Raw genomic sequence first — 17430 nt, forward strand, 5'->3', positions numbered from 1 at the left:
TGCGGCAGCAGGCGTTGCCGCTGCTGCTGTTGCAACTGAGCTGAGCGCCGATGACGCCTCAAGCTGCCCAGGAAAAGATCTTGCCCGGGTTCATCAGATTACGCGGATCGAGCGCGTGCTTGATGGAACGCATCGTATCGACGGCGACTTCGCCGTGCTCTTCGAGCAGGAAGTTCATCTTATGCAGACCCACGCCGTGTTCGCCGGTGCAGGTTCCGTCCATGCGCAGCGCGCGTTGCACGATGCGTTGGTTCAGGCGTTCCGCTTCGGCGAGCTCTTCCGGCTTGTTCGGATCGATCAGGATCGCGACGTGGAAGTTGCCGTCGCCGACATGGCCGACGATCGGGCAGGGCAGTGGCGACGCCTTCAGATCCTGCTCGGTTTCCACCACGCATTCCGCGAGGCGCGAGATCGGCACGCAGACATCGGTCGTAACGGCGCGGCAGCCGGGCTTCAGTTGCAGCATCGCGAAATAGGCGTTGTGGCGCGCGTTCCACAGGCGGCTGCGGTCTTCCGGCCGGGTCGCCCATTCGAAGCCTTCGCCGGCATTTTGCGCGGCGATCTCCTGCACCAGTTCGGCTTGCTCTTTCACACCGGCCTCGGTGCCGTGGAATTCGAAGAACAGCGTAGGCGCCTCACGCAACGTGAGATTCGAATGGCGATTGATCGAGCGGATCGCGAGTGAGTCGACGAATTCGACGCGCGCGATCGGCACGCCCATCTGAATCGTTTCAATGACTGCGCGCACTGCATCGCCCATCGACGGAAACGTGCATACCGCGGCCGAGACCGCTTCCGGTTGCGGATACAACCGAACGGTGATTTCGGTAATCACGCCGAGTGTGCCTTCCGAGCCGACGAACAGACGCGTGAGGTCGTAACCCGCCGACGACTTGCGCGCGCGCGTGCCGGTTTTGATCACGCGGCCGTCGGCGAGGACCACCGTCAGCCCGAGTACGTTTTCGCGCATCGTGCCGTAGCGCACGGCATTGGTACCCGAGGCGCGCGTGGCCGACATGCCGCCGATGCTCGCATCAGCGCCCGGGTCGATCGGGAAAAACAGGCCAGTGTCGCGTAGCGCTTCGTTCAACTGCTTGCGCGAAATGCCAGGTTCGACGGTGACCGTCAGGTCCTCGGCGTTGATCGACAACACGCGGTTCATTTCCGAGAGGTCGATCGATACGCCGCCCTGGACCGCCAGCAGATGTCCTTCGAGCGACGAACCGTTGCCATAGGGAATGACCGGAACGTTGTGCAGGCCGCACAGCTTGACGATGGTTTGCACGTCTTCCGTATTGCGTGCGAATACGACGGCGTCGGGCAGTTGAGGATCGAATGGCGATTCGTCGCGGCCGTGGTGGGTGCGCACGGCTTCTGCCGTGGACACGCGTTCGCCAAAGGCGGCTCGGAGGGCAGTCAGCAACTCGGCGGGAAACGGCCGGCGCAACGGGGCCGGCGGCACGGGATGATTCACGCATGTCTCCTGATATTGGGGCAGAGCTGTTCTGCAGCTTGTGCTTCATTTTACGCCGATCATCCGCGGGCCGGCGTTGGGGACGGTTGCCGCTCCTATAATGGCGGCGACCTCGCGATGCGCGCAATATGGATAAACGCGGTGGCTAACCGGGTGGCTTATTAACCCGCCTCGCCGTATGGATTCACCGGCGCCACGCTGACGCATCGTTACTTGAATGATTGCATGGGAGACATCATGGGCAACCGCTTGAGCAAGATCGCCACCCGTACCGGCGACGACGGCACCACCGGTCTCGGCGACGGCCGCCGCGTGCGCAAAGACAGCGCGCGCATTGCCGCGATCGGCGACGTCGATGAACTCAACTCGAATCTCGGCGTGTTGCTGTGCGAAACGCTGCCTGACAACGTGCGGGCGGCGCTGGTTGCGATTCAACACGATCTGTTCGATCTTGGCGGTGAGCTTTGCATTCCCGGTCACACAATGATCACCGACAAACAGCTCGGCCAGCTCGACGACTGGCTGGCCGACTACAACGCAGCCCTGCCGCCCTTGAAGGAATTCATTCTTCCGGGTGGCTCGCGCGCGGCCGCGCTTGCGCACGTGTGCCGGACGGTGTGCCGTCGCGCCGAACGGTCGATCGTCGCGCTGGGTGAAAGCGAGGCGATCAATGAGGCGCCGCGCCAGTATGTGAACCGGCTATCCGACCTGCTATTTGTGCTCGCGCGCGTGCTCAATCGCGCGAACGGCGGCAGCGACGTATTGTGGCAGCACGATCGTAGCGTCGGCTAAGCCCGCGTTTTAGCTCCTGTTTTAGCTCCTTAAAGCGGTGCGACAATCTGCCCGGGTCAAAACTTGTCTTTAAAAAGGTATTGTAAATGCATCTTTAAGGAGAAGTCGTTATGACCACACTCACCGCCGATCAGATCGCCCGCGTCAAAGCCACCGTCCCCGTGCTCGCCGTACACGGCACGACCATCACCAAACACTTCTACAAGCGCATGTTCGCGCATCATCCTGAGTTGAAGAATGTGTTCAACCAGACTCACCAGAAAAGCGGCAATCAGCCGGAAACGCTGGCGAAGGCGGTGTATGCGTATGCCGCCAATATCGATAACCTCGGCGCGCTGGGCCCGACCGTCTCCCGAGTTGCTCACAAGCACGTGAGTCTGAATATCCGGCCGGAGCAGTATCCGATTGTGGGGCGGCACCTGTTGGGTGCGATGGTTGACGTGCTTGGCGACGCAGTCGATCAGGAGACGCTTGGCGCATGGGAAGCCGCTTATGGGCAGCTCGCGAATATCTTCATCGGCACGGAGGCCAAGCTCTACGAAGGTGCCGCGTGGAGTGGCTTCCGGCCATTCAAGGTTGCGCGCAAGGAAGTGGAGAGCGACGAAATCACGTCGTTCTATCTGACGCCCGCCGATGGCTCGGCGGCCTGCGGCTTTGAGCCCGGCCAATATCTGAGCGTGAAGCGTTTCGTGGAAGAGCTCGGCGTTGATCAGCCACGGCAGTACAGCCTGTCGGATGCGCCGAATGGCAACTGGTTGCGTATTTCGGTGAAGCGCGAGTCCGGCCGCGAAGATGCGGCGCCCGGCCATGTATCGAACCTTCTGCACGACGGTGTGGAAGTGGGCACGGTGGTGTATGCCAGCGCGCCAACGGGCGATTTCACGCTGGACCGCAAGAAGACGACGCCTGTGGTGCTGATGAGCGGCGGCGTGGGCGTAACCCCGATGACCTCGATGCTGTCCACGTTACTCGCCAACCAGGCTGAGCGCAGCGTCACTTTCGTACATGCCTGCCGCAATGGCCGCGTGCATGCGTTCCGGCAGTGGCTCAACGATACGGTCGCAGCGCATCCCAACGTCATGCGAGCGGTGTTCTACGAAGCCATTGAAGCGAGCGATCGCGCTGGAGTGGACTACGACTTCGAAGGCCGCCTTGACCTCGCGAAAATCGCCGACAAGGCGATTGTTCCCGATGCCGATTACTACATCTGCGGGCCGGTGCCGTTCATGCGCGCGCAATGTGAGGCGTTGGCCTCGCTCGGTGTGGATGCGGCGCGGATTCACACCGAAGTGTTCGGTTCAGGCTCGGTGCAGTGAAACAAGGGCGCATGGCGAGTTACGTGTGAATGCACACGAAGGCGTGCCGTGCGCCTTACCCAATCGCCAGTGTGACCGGCTTGCCGATTCGGCTCATCATTTCGACCAGAGTATCGATCGTGAACTTGGTGGTCTTCTTGTTGACCACGTCTGACACGCGCGGACGCGACACCATCAGAATCTCGGCTGCCTCGGCCTGCTTCAGATGATGCTGTTCGATCCAGCTGGACAGCTCGGTCATCAATTGCTCCTTGAGCCGCCGCGTGTCGTTGATCTGTTTTTGCGACGCGGCGTGCAAGCGCTTCGCCTCTTCGGCGGAAAAGCCGAGTTCGAGGAACAGGTTCGCGCCGGGCTTGGTTACGTGACGGATTTTCGTGTCGATCGTCATTTGTTAAGTTTTCCTATCATTAATGATGGCGCGGTACCGCATCTCGGCAACTTTTCTATCCTGCGGCGCCAGCTTCTGGGTTTTCTTCTGGAAACAATGCAGCACATACAGCGCTTCCACGAACTTGGTGACATACATTACGCGGTAAATGCCGTCAGCTTCTCTGACGCGAATCTCGCGCGTTCCAGCGCCGATTGAATCAAACGGCTTCCAGTCGTCGGGGTCTAATCCTGCCTGAATCTTGCCAAGCTGAAATCCGGCCTGGCGACGCGGCTCTTCGGGAAAGGCGAGTAAATCGTGATAGCTGGAGCCCATCCAGCGAATTTCTTTTTCCTGCTCCATAACCGCCTTTCATGTACAAAATCTTATACGTAACTCTCAACCTGGTCAAGTCCTATTCGACCCGGCAACGAGTTGTTACGGTACAGAGGCGGCGCGTGAAGCACCATTCGTCCGTTTGGCTAATAAAAAAAAACCCGGCTCGCTGAGCCGGGTTTTTCGATGAAGCTACTACAGCCAGCGCGCACGTGCGCGAAGCGGAATTTAATTGCCGCTGCCGCGCGCCACACGCCGTTGCTTGACCGCTTCAGCGAGACCTTCCAGCACAGCGACACTTTCGTCCCAGCCGATGCAGGCATCGGTGATGCTCTGACCGTACGTCAGCGCGCAGCCTTCCTGCAGATCCTGGCGGCCTGCGATCAGGTGCGATTCCACCATCACGCCGACAATCCGTTCGTCGCCCGAAGCAATCTGGCGGCCGATGTCCGCGCACACCGGAATCTGGTTCTCGTGCTTCTTCGAACTGTTCGCGTGGCTCGCGTCGATCATCAGACGCGCCGCGAGACCTGCCTTGCCGATATCGGCGCATGCCGCATTGACGCTGTCGGCATCGTAGTTCGGCGTCTTGCCGCCGCGCAGGATGATGTGGCAGTCCTCATTGCCGGCGGTTGAGACGATCGCCGAGTGGCCGCCCTTGGTGACGGACAGGAAGTGATGCGGTTGCGACGCGGCCTTGATCGCGTCGACGGCGATCTTGACGTTGCCGTCCGTGCCGTTCTTGAAGCCGACCGGGCATGACAGTCCCGAAGCCAGTTCGCGATGCACTTGCGATTCGGTAGTCCGCGCGCCGATTGCGCCCCACGAGATCAGATCAGCGATGTACTGCGGGCTGATCATGTCGAGGTATTCGGTGCCGGCGGGCAGGCCGAGTTCGTTGATACGCAGCAGCAACTCGCGCGCGGTGCGCAGGCCGTCATTGATCTTGAAGCTGTTGTCCATGTGCGGGTCGTTGATGAGGCCCTTCCAGCCCACCGTCGTACGCGGCTTTTCGAAGTACACCCGCATCACGATTTCGAGTTCGCCGGCGAAGCGCTTGCGCTGTTCGACGAGACGCCCGGCGTATTCCATGGCCGCCTTCGTATCGTGAATCGAGCACGGTCCGATGATGACGATCAGACGGTCTTCCATGCCGTGCAGGATGCGATGCATCGCATTGCGCGAGTTGTAGATCACTTCCGACACCGTTTCGTCGCAGGCGAATTCGCGGATCAGGTGAGCGGGCGGCGTGAGTTCTTTCAATTCGCGGATGCGGACATCGTCGGTGTTGTGCGGGGGCATGCTTGTTCTCCTGAATCGGGTCGTAGCGTGTTCGCGCGGGCAACGAAGTCTGCGATCAAACAGCAATCAGGCAGCGATGCCAGGGCGGACAACAATCAAAAAGATTTCAACGGCAAAAGTGTCAAAGGCGTGAGGCGAAAAAAAACCGCCAGGCTAGCTGGCGGTTTTCGTGAATTCTGGGTGTCTTGCGTGCATTAACACCCCTCTCGATCCGCCAGCGGTCTGAGATGCCAAAAAAAGTAAAAGTAAAACTTGGCGGACATGGCGAAATAGGTCGCTGGTCAAAAAGGGTGAGTGACTTTATAACCCGTGCAAGCTCGGCTGGCAAGCCGCAGGGGTTAAAAATGCGGTAAATCCGCATACTTCGCGCATTGCATGCACGAAGTATGCATATACATCTCAATCAGGCCGTACCGCCCACCGTCATCCGGTCGATGCGCAGCGTTGGCTGACCGACGCCCACCGGCACGCTCTGACCTTCCTTGCCGCACACGCCGACGCCCGAATCGAGCTTCATGTCGTTGCCGATCATGCTGACGTACTTGAGCGATTCCGGGCCGCTGCCGACCAGCGTCGCGCCCTTGACCGGGTAGGTGATCTTGCCGTTTTCGATCATGTACGCCTCGGAGGCCGAGAACACGAACTTGCCGTTCGTGATGTCGACCTGGCCGCCGCCGAAATTCACCGCGTAAAGGCCGTTCTTCACGGACGCGATGATTTCCTGCGGGTCTTTGTCGCCGTTGAGCATGTACGTGTTGGTCATGCGCGGCATCGGCAGCGCGGCATACGATTCGCGGCGCGCGTTACCCGTGACCGGCATTTTCATCAGGCGCGCGTTCAGCGTGTCCTGGATGTAGCCCTTCAGGATGCCGTCTTCGATCAGCGTCGTGCACTGGGTCGGATTGCCTTCGTCGTCGATGTTCAGCGAACCGCGGCGGTTCGGCAGCGTGCCGTCGTCAACCACTGTCACGCCCTTCGCCGCAACCCGCTCGCCGATTTGACCCGCGAACGCCGACGATCCCTTGCGGTTGAAGTCGCCTTCGAGGCCGTGGCCGATCGCTTCGTGCAGCAGCACGCCTGGCCAGCCCGGTCCGAGTACCACGGACATCGCGCCGGCCGGAGCCGGACGGGCGTCGAGGTTCACCAGCGCCGCATGCACGGCGTCGTCGACGTAGCTCGACAGTACTTCGTCAGTGAAATAGCCATAGTCGAAGCGGCCGCCGCCGCCGCCGCTGCCGATTTCGCGGCGGCCATTCTGCTCGGCGATCACCGTGACCGACACGCGCACGAGCGGACGGATATCGGCCGCAAAACCGCCGTCGCTGCGCGCGACCAGCACCACGTCGTATTCGCCGGCGAGGCCTGCCATGACCTGCTGGATGCGCGGATCGCGACCGCGCGCCATCTGTTCGATGCGCTCGAGCAGCTTGACCTTGGCGGTCGCGTCGAGCGAATGCAGCGGATCGGCGGGCAGATACAGATCGCGCCCGGCAATGCCGGTCAGCGACGTGGCCACCTTGATCTTCTGCTTGCCGCCGCCCGCCTTGGCAATCGAACGGGTGGCGAGCGCCGCCTGACGGATCGCTTCGGGCGACAGATCGTCCGAATACGCGAAGGCAGTGCGGTCGCCTGACACGGCGCGCACGCCGACACCCTGGTCGATACTGAAGCTGCCCGACTTCACGATGCCTTCTTCGAGACTCCACGCTTCGCTGCGCGTGTACTGGAAGTACAGGTCGGCGTAGTCGATCTTGTGCGTGAAGATTTCGGCGAGCGTGCGGGTGAGCAGGGATTCGTCGAGACCGTAGGGCGTCAGGAGGATGTCCTTGGCGGTGGCGAGATTACGGATACCGGGTTCGATGATGTTCATGCGAAGTATGTTCTGCTCGATACGAAGGATTCGGTTAGCGCTTCAATCACTATATGTGTGACAGGCGCCGCACTTTCAATGTCAGGTAACAAATCAGCAACTCAGCACGCGGTGACGCCAGGCGGGCAGACTCTGCCGCACTTCGTCGATGCGCGCACGCTCGAGGTTGCCGGCCACCACGCCGGGGCCTTCGTCGCGCACCGCGACGATGTCGCCCCACGGGTCGATCAGCATGCTGTGGCCCCATGTCCGGCGGCCGTTTTCATGTTTGCCGCCTTGCGCGGCGGCCAGTACGTAACACTGGTTTTCGACCGCCCGGGCGCGCAGCAGCATCTCCCAATGCGCGCGGCCGGTGGTGTAAGTGAACGCCGACGGCACCACGATCAGCGCGCAGTCGCCCATGCGCCGGTACAGCTCCGGAAACCGCAGATCGTAGCAGACCGACAGGCCGACCTGGCCGAACGGCGCTTCGAAGGTGCGGACTTCGCCGCCGGGGCAGATAGTGCGTGCCTCGTCGAACGATTCCTCGCCCTTTTCAAAGTTGAATAGATGGATCTTGTCGTAGCGCGCGGCCTCGTGGCCTTGCGGGTCGAACACCAGCGTGGTGTTCAGTACGCGCGCCGGTTCCTGTGACATCAGGGGCAAGGTGCCGCCGATCATCCACACCTTGTGGCGGCGCGCGACATCGGCGAGAAAGCGCTGGATCGGGCCGTCCTGATAGGGCTCGCGCACGGCGAGCTTGTCGGTGTCCTTGAAGCCCATGAAGCAGAAGTACTCGGGCAGCAGGACGAGTTGCGCGCCGTCGGCGGCGGCTTCGGCGATCAGGCGTTCGGCTTCGGCCAGATTGCGCTCGCGATCCGGCGTGCTCACCATTTGCAGCGCGGCAACCCGGAACGCGCTTTCGGAAGACCCGCTGGACGCCGCAGCGGGCGAGGCGGTGGAGGAGGGTGGAGAGACGTGTGTTTCGCTCATGAGCGTTTCGAAAAACTCCCGGCAAGGCGGCGGCGCGAACCTGTGGCGCCGCATACGTCGTTCAAGGCTGGCTGGGGCCCGTGGTGCGGCGCGGCGCTCTTCTGATCAAACAACGGATCGGATCGGGCTCAATTCGCTTCCACGGTCGAAGCCGGAGCGTCCATCTTACCGCGATCGCTCTTCACCCGCTCGATGTGCGGTTTCGACCACGAACCGGTGATCGCGTACTCGCGCGCAAACGCCGTGGAGACCGATTTGCTGAACGCCAGATCGGCCACCAGCGCGCCAAGCCCGAGGAACGGATTGATCACGGTCGCGGCGATCACGGCAGCACCGGCGCTGATGGTCGGCACAACCTGCACGTGCAGATCCTGGGTTTCCTGCGCCAGATCCACCGAGCCCTTCATCTCAGCACGGGCCGGCGCCGTCACCATCTCGAAGTTCTCGGTGCGGCCAATGCCATTGTGAATCTCGCCCGTACCGGTGACGCGCTCGAACGGTAGCCCTTCGCCGATCACGTCGCGGAAATTGAGCGTTGCGACACGCTCAAGGCTTTGCAGACTGAGCAGGCCCAGCAGTTTCGCGACGCCCGGGTCGACTTTGAGAATCTGCCCATGGCGCAGATCGACGGCCAGATTGCCGTTGAGCGTCGGATAGTCGATGGCGGTCGGGCCGCCGCGCCACACAACCTTGCCCGACAGCGTACCGTTGCCGGCCTTGATCGTGTGCGGTTTGCCAAAACGCTCCAGCAGTGCGCCGGCGTCCTTGATGTCGAGTTTGAAATTGAACACGGTACGGCGTGGCGTTGTTTCGTCGGCGGCGTTGCCAAGGCCTGTCGACGTGCGCCAGTTCGCGGTGGCGGTCAGCGTGGCGGCGGGATTGGTGATGTCGAGCTTGTCGAGCTGCCAGACCGGCACGCCGTCTTCCTGGAAGTTGTGTGCGTCGACTTCGAGCCGGCCAATGTTGCGATCGCGCACGATCAACTCGTTGACCACCAGATCGATCGACGGCATGTTCTGCGCCGGCGCGGACATGGCCTGGCCGAGCAGATCCTTGTCGGTGGCCGAGGGAATCACCACGCGGGCAAAGCGCGCCTGAAGCGTGCCCGGCGATTCCTTATTGGCGCCGGGCAGCCAGGAAACGTGGCCCGACACCTGGTTCGACGCGATATTGGCCTGCCATTTATTGTCCGCATGCGACGCGCCGACGATCACGCTGTCCCAGTGCCGCTTGAGCAGCGTCAGTGTGCCGATGTGCAGCGCGAAGCGGTTCGGCAAAAATTGGGCGAGGGTCGGATTCGGCGCAGCCGGCGCTGCCGCGGCTGCGGGGGCTTCCTTGTTGCGCATCTGCGTAACGAGCGTGCGCCAGGCGTCGGCGTCGAACGCTTCGAGCTCGACGGCGGCGATCACGCCATCGGACGGCAAGTCGGCGGGCTTGTTGACGCCGATCGCGCCGCTCACGACCGTTGGCGGTGTTTTGGGCTGGTAACGCAGCAGGTACGTGGCGGCGATCGGACCGAAGGTGAGATCGGCGCGTTCCAGACCGGCCTCGCCCGCGCCGGTCGACGGACCGACCGCGAAGTGCAACGGCATTGGCGTGCCGACCGGTTTGTCGAACGGTGCGGGGAAGTCGAGCGCAAGGCCGCTCAGATCGGAGTTCGCCGTGACCTCCGGCAAGCGCCCCTTGGCGCCGCGCACGCTGAGCGCGTAGGGCGCGCTGCCGCTCATGCGCGTCAGCACCTGGGCGGCCGGGCCATGCAGATTCAGGCCGCGCGCGGCATCCACGGCGATGTGGCCGCCGAGGGTGAGCGCATACGTGCCGTCCTGCTTCAGGCCGCCGTTCGCATGCACGTCACCGCCGAGGAACTGGCCCGAGAGCCGGTCGAGCTGCGCCGTATGTTCGGTAAAGTGCACCTTGCCGTTCAGTTGCGACAACGGCGGCACGTTATCGACGGTCAAACGATTGTTCTGGAAGCCCACCGCGCCTTCCACGCCGATATGCGGCTTCGGCGTGCGCGGCACGGTCAGTTTGAGCGCGAGCGCGGCGGGCCCTTCGGCGTGCACTTTCTCGGTCGCATGTTTGGACATGATGCCGAGCGAGCTTTCGTTGACGTAGTCGAGCATGTCGGCAAGCGGCCCGCGGCCGTTGCCCGTGATGACGAGGTCGGACGCCTTCGTGCCTAGATCGTCGATCCTGCCGTTCACCTTGTTCAAAGCGACCTGCTTGTAACGGGCGCGGTCGACATCGAAGCGCAGCACGTTCTGCTTGAGCTCGAACACGCCGTCGATGCCATCCAGCGGCGGCCAGACGTTCGGCGTGCCGTTCTTCATCTTGCGCGGCGGGTACGGTGACGGGTCGAACTTGCCGCCCTTGAACGGCGCGACGATATGGAAGATTCCGGCTTCCGGCGCGCGGGAGTAGGGGAATTTGGTCAGATCGCCATGAATTTCGATTGTCGCGCCGTGCGATACGCCGGCTTGCAGCCCATGGCCAAGGTAGATGCGCAACTTTTCGCTGATGCTGGTCGGCAGATAGCGGACGATGCGCGCGACTTGCGCCCGCTGGAAGTCGGCTTTCAGGTCGAGGGAGCCGCGTCCATGTCCCGGGTTGCTGTAATCGGCGGTGGCGGTAGCGTCGGCGTCCGCGTTCGAGATGCCGAAGTCGGCCAGCTTGACGGCGAAGGCACGGTGATTTTCACCCGGCGCTTTTGGCGCGATCGTCCAGTCGGCCCGGCCGTGCATGCGATCGAGCTTCAGCCGCGGGTCGTCGAACACGCCCGGCAGCGTAATCGCGACGTTGGAGGTGTCGAGCGTCGCGGTGCCGTGGTTTTCGTCGGCGTCGACCGTGCCCCACAGGTTTTCGATGCCGGGAATGCCCGCGCGCGGGTGATTCAGCGGGGTGAGCCCCGGCGGCGGTTCCTGCGCGGCGATGCTGATGCCCTGCAGGTCGCCCTTGAAACGATAGCGCTCAATCGGCTCGGCGCCGCTCGGCCGGTGGTCGCTGCCCGCTTCGCCGGATTCGGGTTTGCCGCGTTCGACTTCAATCACGTAGTTCGCCACCATGCCACGCGGATTGAAGCGCACCAGATTGTTCAGCAAGGGTCGCGGGAACGGCAGCGCGCGGGCGAATTCGGCGAGGATGCCCAGGTCGACGCGATCGCCGCTGACGCTGACGAATTGCCCATGCTGCAGCGAGGCGGTCCGGTACTGGCCGTTCAGCGTGGTTAGCGCGAGGGTGCGGGTGAGCGGCGTACCGTCGTCGAGCGGCGGCTGACCGAGCTCGGCGCGCAAATTCTTCAGTTGCAGCGTGTAGTCGCCCGGGCCGACCCCGACACGCCATGAGAAATTGGCGATCGGCACGACCAGCTTGGGCTGGGTTGGGCGTACCCGCATCGAGACATTTGTGCCGGCCAGCTTGCCGCTCGCCGACGTCATATGGCCATCGGCGAAGTCGGCCCAGATCGCATTGTCGATGCGGCCGGCGAACATCTCGATCGGGATATTGATGTAGCGCGCAAGGGTCGGCAGATCGACCGGACCGGTCGACATATAGACCTGGCCGGCCCAGTTGACCGGCTTGCCGATCGCGGAGAGGCGGGCGTGCCTGAAATGTGTGCGGAAGTCGATCGGCCCATGCAGCACCTGGCCGTCGGCGGGCGCTTGCAACGCGAGCCGGTGATCGTAGCCGTCGTTGAGAATCGCGATCCGGATGTCGCGTAGGGCGAGTTTCGGCGCGTCGTGCTGGGCGTCGCGCCAACGCAGCACGCCGCCGCGCACCACGATCGCCTGTTGGCGCAATAGCCAGGTGGAGAGCGTGTCGTTGCCGCTGTGCCGGGTGGGCACCGGCACGCCCGCCACCGAAATCACGCCGTCGCTGCTGCGCGACACCAGCACGTCCGGTTGATCGACAATCAGGCTGGAAAGCGCGGGATGGAATTGCCACAGCGACTTCCACGAGAGCGTGGCGGTGGCGTGCGGAATAGTCAGCGCCGCTTTGCCTTCATGGTCGCGGATGACGATATCGGTGACGTCGAGGCCCGGCTGAAAACCGCTCCAATGCGGCGCCAGCTTGCCGATGGTGAACTGCGTGTGCAGCTTCTCGGAGACCGTGGCTTCGATGCGCGGCCGGAACGAGTCGACGCGCGGCAGCACCACGTAACGCAGGCCAAGAAAGAGCGCCGCCGCGATGAAGTAAAAGGCGAGTGCGAACGCCAGCAACACATGGGACGTCCGATGCAACACCACGTGGGCGGTTCCGCTCGCGGGCCGGACCTGCCTGGTTTCGTGCGGGTCGGCGGATTCGTTTCGCTCGGACATGCTGCGGCGGGTGGGCGTATGGTAGTTTTGCGAATTAACGACGAAATGTAACACACGGGAAAGCGTCGGCGAACTTCCGGCAAACCCTTTGTGCATGCCGTCTCGCGAGCTGCGCGAGGCCGCCGGACCCGTGTGCCGCAGCAAACTGAACAACGCCGATCAAGCAACGAGCGAGCCAGACCTTTGATGACCGACCCCACTCTCCTGAGTTCCAGCTATTCGCATTACGCGGCGCGCGCCGCGGCGGCCCGTCCGCAAATCGTGGCGCACGTGGCGGCGCTCGCGTCCGCCCCCCTCACCCGCGACAGGATCGACGCGCGCTTTGACGTGTTATGCGCCGAGGCAGCAGGCGCGGGCGGCGGCCCGTTGAGCGAGGATGCACTCAAACGCGCCTTGCGCCAATTGCGCACGGAGGTTTTTTGCGCGGTGATGGAGCGCGACCTGGCGGGCGAGGCGGATGTCGCGGAAGTCACCGGCGCGATGACCGATCTGGCGGAGACGACGATCCAGCGGGCCTTGGCCGTGGTGTCCGCCGAACTCGAAACGCTTTACGGTGAGCCGCGCGGACCACAGGGCGAGCGCCTCTCGCTCGGCGTGGTCGGGATGGGCAAGCTGGGCGGGCGTGAGTTGAATGTATCGTCGGATATCGACCTCATCTTCGTTTATGAAGAAGACGGTGAGACTGCGGGCGGTCAGCGTTCGCCGATCGCCACGCAGGACTTTTTCACGCGTCTGGGCAAACGCCTGATCGGCGCATTGGCCGAGGTGACCGCCGACGGTTACGTGTTCCGGGTCGATATGCGTTTGCGGCCGAACGGCGATTCGGGGCCGCTCGTGTGCAGCCTCGGCATGCTCGAAGAGTATTTCTACGTGCAGGGCCGCGAGTGGGAGCGCTATGCGTGGATCAAGGGCCGGCTCGTGTCCGAAGGCGCGAGCGAGTCGGCAGAGCGGCTGCAAAAGCAGCTCGACGCGATCGTCACGCCGTTCGTCTATCGGCGTTATCTCGACTTCGGCGTGATCAGCGCGATTCGCGCGCTGCATTTGCAGATTCGCCAGGAAGCGCAGCGGCGTGCCTCGATGCGGCCCGACAAGGCCGACGACATCAAGCTGGGCCGCGGCGGCATCCGCGAAATCGAATTCAGCGCGCAGGTATTTCAGCTGATCCGGGGCGGCCAGGATGCCGGTTTTCGGGTGCGCCCGACGCTCGCCGTGTTGCGCCACGCGGCCACGCATGGCCTGATCGATACCTCGGTGTGCGTGAAGCTTTCACAGGCGTACCGCTTCCTGCGTGAACTCGAACACCGCCTGCAGTACCGCAACGACGCGCAAACCCACGCGATGCCGGTCGATCCTGAGGAGCGTGTGGCGCTCGCGCGCGCCATGGGTTGCGACGACTATGCCGCGCTGATGCTCAAGCTCGATGCGCACCGAGAGTTGGTCGAACAGCAGTTCGACCAGATTTTCGCCGACAAGGTGAGCGGCCGCGACGGCTGCGGCGCGCCGGAAGACGGCGCGGCGGCGTGGGTCTGGAGCAGTGCGCTCGCCGACGACAGCGCTGACGACGCGCTGCGCGCGCGCCTGAACGAACTGGGCGTGCCCGAGCCGGACGAGCTGCTGGCGCGCTTGCGCGCGGTGTGGCAGTCGTCGCGTTATGCGGGGCTCGCCGAGCGTAGCCGGCAACGCTTCGACATCGTCGCGCAGCGTGCGCTGGAAGCCGCGCGCACATTGGAGCCGCCCGAACGGCGCGGCGATACGGTGGCGCGATTTTTCGACCTGCTCGAAGCCGTGAGCCGGCGCGGCGCGTACCTCGCGCTGCTGACGGAATATCCGCAAGCGCTGCATCGGGTGCTGTCGGTGCTGGGTGGTTCACGCTGGGCCGCGGGCTATCTGATTCGTCACCCGCAACTGCTCGACGAACTCCTTGACGACGAGGCGATGGATAGTCCGTTCGACTGGCCTGAATTCAAGCGCACGCTGCGCTTGCGTCTGGCCGCAGCGGACGGCATCGAGCAACAGATGGATCTGCTGCGCCACGCGCATCAGGCTGAGGTATTCCGCATCCTGCTGATCGATCTGGCCGGCAGGCTGAGTGTCGAGCATGTGAGCGACCGTTTGTCCGAACTCGCCGACGCCGTGCTCGACGTGACGCTCGAAGCGGTCTGGAAGCAGTTGGCCAAACGCCACCGCGAGGTGCCGAAGTTCGCGGTGATCGCGTACGGCAAGCTGGGCGGCAAGGAACTCGGCTACGCGTCCGACCTCGACGTCATCTTCCTCTACGACGATCCGGACGATGCCGCTGCCGACGTCTACGCCACCTACACCCGCCGCCTCATCACCTGGCTGACGACGGCGACCGGCGCGGGCACCTTGTTCGATGTCGACTTGCGGCTGCGGCCGAACGGCGAGTCGGGCCTGCTCGTCACCGATCTGGATGCGTTCCGCCGCTATCAACTGCGCGAAGGCGATGCCGCGAATACCGCCTGGGTGTGGGAGCATCAGGCGTTGAGCCGGGCGCGCTACTGCGCAGGCGACGCCGAGATCGGCGCGAAATTCGAGCAGATCCGCGAACAGGTGCTGACCACGCCGCGCGAAGCCGGGCCGCTCGCGAAGGAAATCGTCGAGATGCGCGAGCGCGTCGAGGCGGGGCATCCGAACCATACCGCGCTGTTCGACCTGAAGCACGATCGCGGCGGCATGGTCGATATCGAATTCACCGTGCAGTACTGGGTGCTGCTGCATGCGGCGAGCGATCCTGAACTGATCCGCAATACCGGCAACATTGCGTTGCTGCGTGAAGTGTCGCGCTTTGGCTTGATGAGCGAGGCGGAAGCGGAGACGGTCGGCGCGGCTTACCGGATCTACCGGAAGTTGCAGCACAAGCTGCGGCTGGATGGGATGGAGAAGGCGCGCGTCGATCCGGCGCTGGTGGTGACTCAGCGCGAGGCGGTATTGGGGCTTTGGGAGCGGGTGTTCGGTCAGGGCTGAACTTCCAGCCCGAATGCCTAGGCCGCCAGCATTTCCTTCGCGTGCTTGCGGGTGGTCGCGGTGATCTCCAGTCCGCCGAGCATCCGCGCGACCTCTTCGACGCGGCTTGCGCGGTCGAGCGAGGTCACGCTGCTGACCGTGCCACCCTTGCCGTTGCCAGCCTTCGCCACCTGGAAATGATGGTCGCCACGTGCGGCGACCTGCGGCAAGTGCGTGACGCACAGCACCTGACGCGCCTGTCCCAATTGATGCAGCAGCCGCCCAACCACTTCAGCGACGCCGCCGCCGATCCCTGTATCCACTTCGTCGAAAATCAGCGTTGGTGTCGGACTCGCGGCGCTCGCAATGACAGCCAACGCGAGACTGATCCGCGCCAGTTCTCCACCGGAGGCAACTTTCGCGAGCGGTCGCAGCGGCACGCCGGCATGACCGGCGACACGGAATTCGACCTGCTCCAGCCCATGCGCGCCGCCTTCGGGCAACTGCACCAGCGCCACTTCGAAGCTGCCGCCTTTCATTGAGAGTTCCTGCATGCCGGTGGTCACCGCGGCGGCCAGGGCCTTGCCGGCCTTGGCGCGCGCCTTCGACAGCTTTTGCGCTTCGCTCAGGAAGGCTTCTTTTGCCTTGGCAACGGCTGCGTGCAGGCTGTCGAGATCGGCTGCGGCGTCGAGCGCGGTGAGTTGCGCGCGACGGGCTTCGTGTTCATCCGGCAGCGTTTCCGGCTGCAAGCGGAATTTGCGTGCGGCCGAGTGCAGCGCGTCGAGACGCTTTTCGACCTGGGCGAGCCGGTCGGGATCCAGTTCGAGCTTCTGCGCGTAGTGGCTGAGCGAATAGGCCGCTTCCTGCAACTGGATCTCAGCCGGCTCCAGTGCCGCCAGCACGTCGTTCAGCGCTGGGTCGATCTCGGCCAGGTCGCGCACTTTCGACACGATCGAGGCGAGATGCGTGATCATCGCCTCGTCCGATTCGGACAGCGCGCCGAGTGCCCCTTGAACGCCGTCGATCAGATTGGCGGAATGCGACAGGCGCCGGTGCTCGGTGTTGACCTCTTCCCATTCGCCCGGTTGCGGCGAAAGTTTGTCCAGTTCGGTGAGCTGCCAGGCGAGGCGCTCGCGCTCCAGTTGCAGTTCGCGGTCGCGAGTTTGCGCATGCTCGACGGCCTGAACCTTTTCACGCCACGAGCGCCATGCACGCGTGACGGTTGCAGCGGTTTCCGTGAGGCCCGCATGGGTGTCGAACAGTTCGCGTTGCGCATCCGGGCGCATCAGCAACTGGTGCGCATGTTGCCCGTGAATATCCACCAGCATTTCGCCGACTTCGCGCAACTGCGCGAGCGTCGCCGCCGTGCCGTTGATGAACGCCCGCGAGCGCCCGTTCGCATCCACCACGCGACGCAGCATCACGGTACCGCCGTGGTGGCCTTCGTCGGCGGTTGCGCCGAGCGCCAGCGCGTCGAGCCATTGCTCGACTTGCTCATGCGTGTCGAACTCCGCGGTGATGTCGGCGCGGCTCTCGCCGGTGCGCACCACGCTCGCATCGGCACGGGCGCCGAGCGCGAGCGCTAGCGCGTCGATCAGGATCGACTTGCCGGCGCCTGTTTCGCCGGAGAACACGGTAAAGCCGCTGTCGAATTCGAGATCGAGCGCGGCGACGATGACGAAGTCGCGTATCGAGAGGTGGCGAAGCATGGAGGTCGTCTG

General features: G+C 63.5%; 11 protein-coding genes. 3 read left to right on the forward strand and 8 right to left on the reverse strand.

Features of this window, described 5'->3' with window-relative positions:
• Positions 1-58 precede the first annotated feature (58 nt).
• The gene (locus tag KHO23_RS01680; RefSeq protein ID WP_211609028.1) at positions 59-1474 is read right to left on the reverse strand and encodes an FAD-linked oxidase C-terminal domain-containing protein; all 1416 of its coding nucleotides are present in this window, start codon (positions 1472-1474) and stop codon (positions 59-61) included.
• Between the two features lie 237 nt (positions 1475-1711).
• On the opposite strand from KHO23_RS01680, the gene KHO23_RS01685 reads away from it, so the two are divergent.
• Both KHO23_RS01685 and hmpA read left to right on the forward strand, forming a co-directional pair.
• A complete protein-coding gene (locus tag KHO23_RS01685) occupies positions 1712-2266 on the forward strand; it encodes a cob(I)yrinic acid a,c-diamide adenosyltransferase (protein ID WP_211609816.1) in 555 nt (184 codons plus the stop codon).
• A gap of 110 nt (positions 2267-2376) precedes the next feature.
• Positions 2377-3582 (forward strand): NO-inducible flavohemoprotein, encoded by a 1206-nt coding sequence (gene hmpA, locus KHO23_RS01690; protein ID WP_211609029.1) that lies wholly within the window; start codon positions 2377-2379, stop codon positions 3580-3582.
• A 55-nt stretch (positions 3583-3637) separates the two neighbouring features.
• Here hmpA and KHO23_RS01695 read toward each other — a convergent pair whose 3' ends face one another.
• The 6 genes from KHO23_RS01695 to KHO23_RS01720 form a co-directional block, all read right to left on the reverse strand.
• Complete coding sequence (locus tag KHO23_RS01695; protein ID WP_211609032.1) at positions 3638-3970, reverse strand: helix-turn-helix domain-containing protein; 333 nt, start codon at positions 3968-3970, stop codon at positions 3638-3640.
• Positions 3971-3973: 3 nt separating this feature from the next.
• Positions 3974-4312: a type II toxin-antitoxin system RelE/ParE family toxin gene (locus tag KHO23_RS01700; protein WP_211609035.1), complete on the reverse strand. Its 339-nt coding sequence runs from the start codon at positions 4310-4312 to the stop codon at positions 3974-3976.
• 201 nt (positions 4313-4513) lie between these two features.
• The gene (gene aroG, locus KHO23_RS01705; RefSeq protein ID WP_211609043.1) at positions 4514-5587 is read right to left on the reverse strand and encodes a 3-deoxy-7-phosphoheptulonate synthase AroG; all 1074 of its coding nucleotides are present in this window, start codon (positions 5585-5587) and stop codon (positions 4514-4516) included.
• 403 nt (positions 5588-5990) lie between these two features.
• Positions 5991-7457, reverse strand: a complete 1467-nt coding sequence (gene tldD / locus KHO23_RS01710; RefSeq protein WP_211609045.1) for a metalloprotease TldD — start codon at positions 7455-7457, stop codon at positions 5991-5993.
• 93 nt (positions 7458-7550) lie between these two features.
• Positions 7551-8429: a carbon-nitrogen hydrolase family protein gene (locus KHO23_RS01715; protein ID WP_211609047.1), complete on the reverse strand. Its 879-nt coding sequence runs from the start codon at positions 8427-8429 to the stop codon at positions 7551-7553.
• Positions 8430-8557: 128 nt separating this feature from the next.
• Positions 8558-12745 carry a YhdP family protein gene (locus KHO23_RS01720; protein ID WP_236066691.1) on the reverse strand — a complete coding sequence of 1396 codons (4188 nt, stop codon included), beginning with the start codon at positions 12743-12745 and terminating at the stop codon, positions 8558-8560.
• 90 nt (positions 12746-12835) lie between these two features.
• On the opposite strand from KHO23_RS01720, the gene glnE reads away from it, so the two are divergent.
• Complete coding sequence (glnE, locus tag KHO23_RS01725) at positions 12836-15730, forward strand: bifunctional [glutamate--ammonia ligase]-adenylyl-L-tyrosine phosphorylase/[glutamate--ammonia-ligase] adenylyltransferase (RefSeq protein ID WP_456238757.1); 2895 nt, start codon at positions 12836-12838, stop codon at positions 15728-15730.
• A gap of 17 nt (positions 15731-15747) precedes the next feature.
• On the opposite strand, the gene recN is transcribed toward glnE, so the two are convergent.
• Positions 15748-17418, reverse strand: coding sequence for a DNA repair protein RecN (gene recN, locus KHO23_RS01730; protein WP_211609057.1), 1671 nt, complete (start codon positions 17416-17418; stop codon positions 15748-15750).
• Positions 17419-17430 lie beyond the last annotated feature (12 nt).

It is taken from the genome of Paraburkholderia haematera (assembly GCF_905220975.1).
Lineage (GTDB): Bacteria > Pseudomonadota > Gammaproteobacteria > Burkholderiales > Burkholderiaceae > Paraburkholderia > Paraburkholderia haematera.

Excerpts from the sequence above, each read along its gene's own strand:
- KHO23_RS01685 (WP_211609816.1), top strand. The coding sequence starts at position 1,712 with ATGGGCAACCGCTTGAGCAAGATCGCCACCCGTACCGGCGACGACGGC.
- hmpA (WP_211609029.1), top strand. The coding sequence starts at position 2,377 with ATGACCACACTCACCGCCGATCAGATCGCCCGCGTCAAAGCCACCGTC.
- KHO23_RS01695 (WP_211609032.1), bottom strand. The coding sequence starts at position 3,970 with ATGACGATCGACACGAAAATCCGTCACGTAACCAAGCCCGGCGCGAAC.
- KHO23_RS01700 (WP_211609035.1), bottom strand. The coding sequence starts at position 4,312 with ATGGAGCAGGAAAAAGAAATTCGCTGGATGGGCTCCAGCTATCACGAT.
- aroG (WP_211609043.1), bottom strand. The coding sequence starts at position 5,587 with ATGCCCCCGCACAACACCGACGATGTCCGCATCCGCGAATTGAAAGAA.
- tldD (WP_211609045.1), bottom strand. The coding sequence starts at position 7,457 with ATGAACATCATCGAACCCGGTATCCGTAATCTCGCCACCGCCAAGGAC.
- KHO23_RS01715 (WP_211609047.1), bottom strand. The coding sequence starts at position 8,429 with ATGAGCGAAACACACGTCTCTCCACCCTCCTCCACCGCCTCGCCCGCT.
- KHO23_RS01720 (WP_236066691.1), bottom strand. The coding sequence starts at position 12,745 with ATGTCCGAGCGAAACGAATCCGCCGACCCGCACGAAACCAGGCAGGTC.
- recN (WP_211609057.1), bottom strand. The coding sequence starts at position 17,418 with ATGCTTCGCCACCTCTCGATACGCGACTTCGTCATCGTCGCCGCGCTC.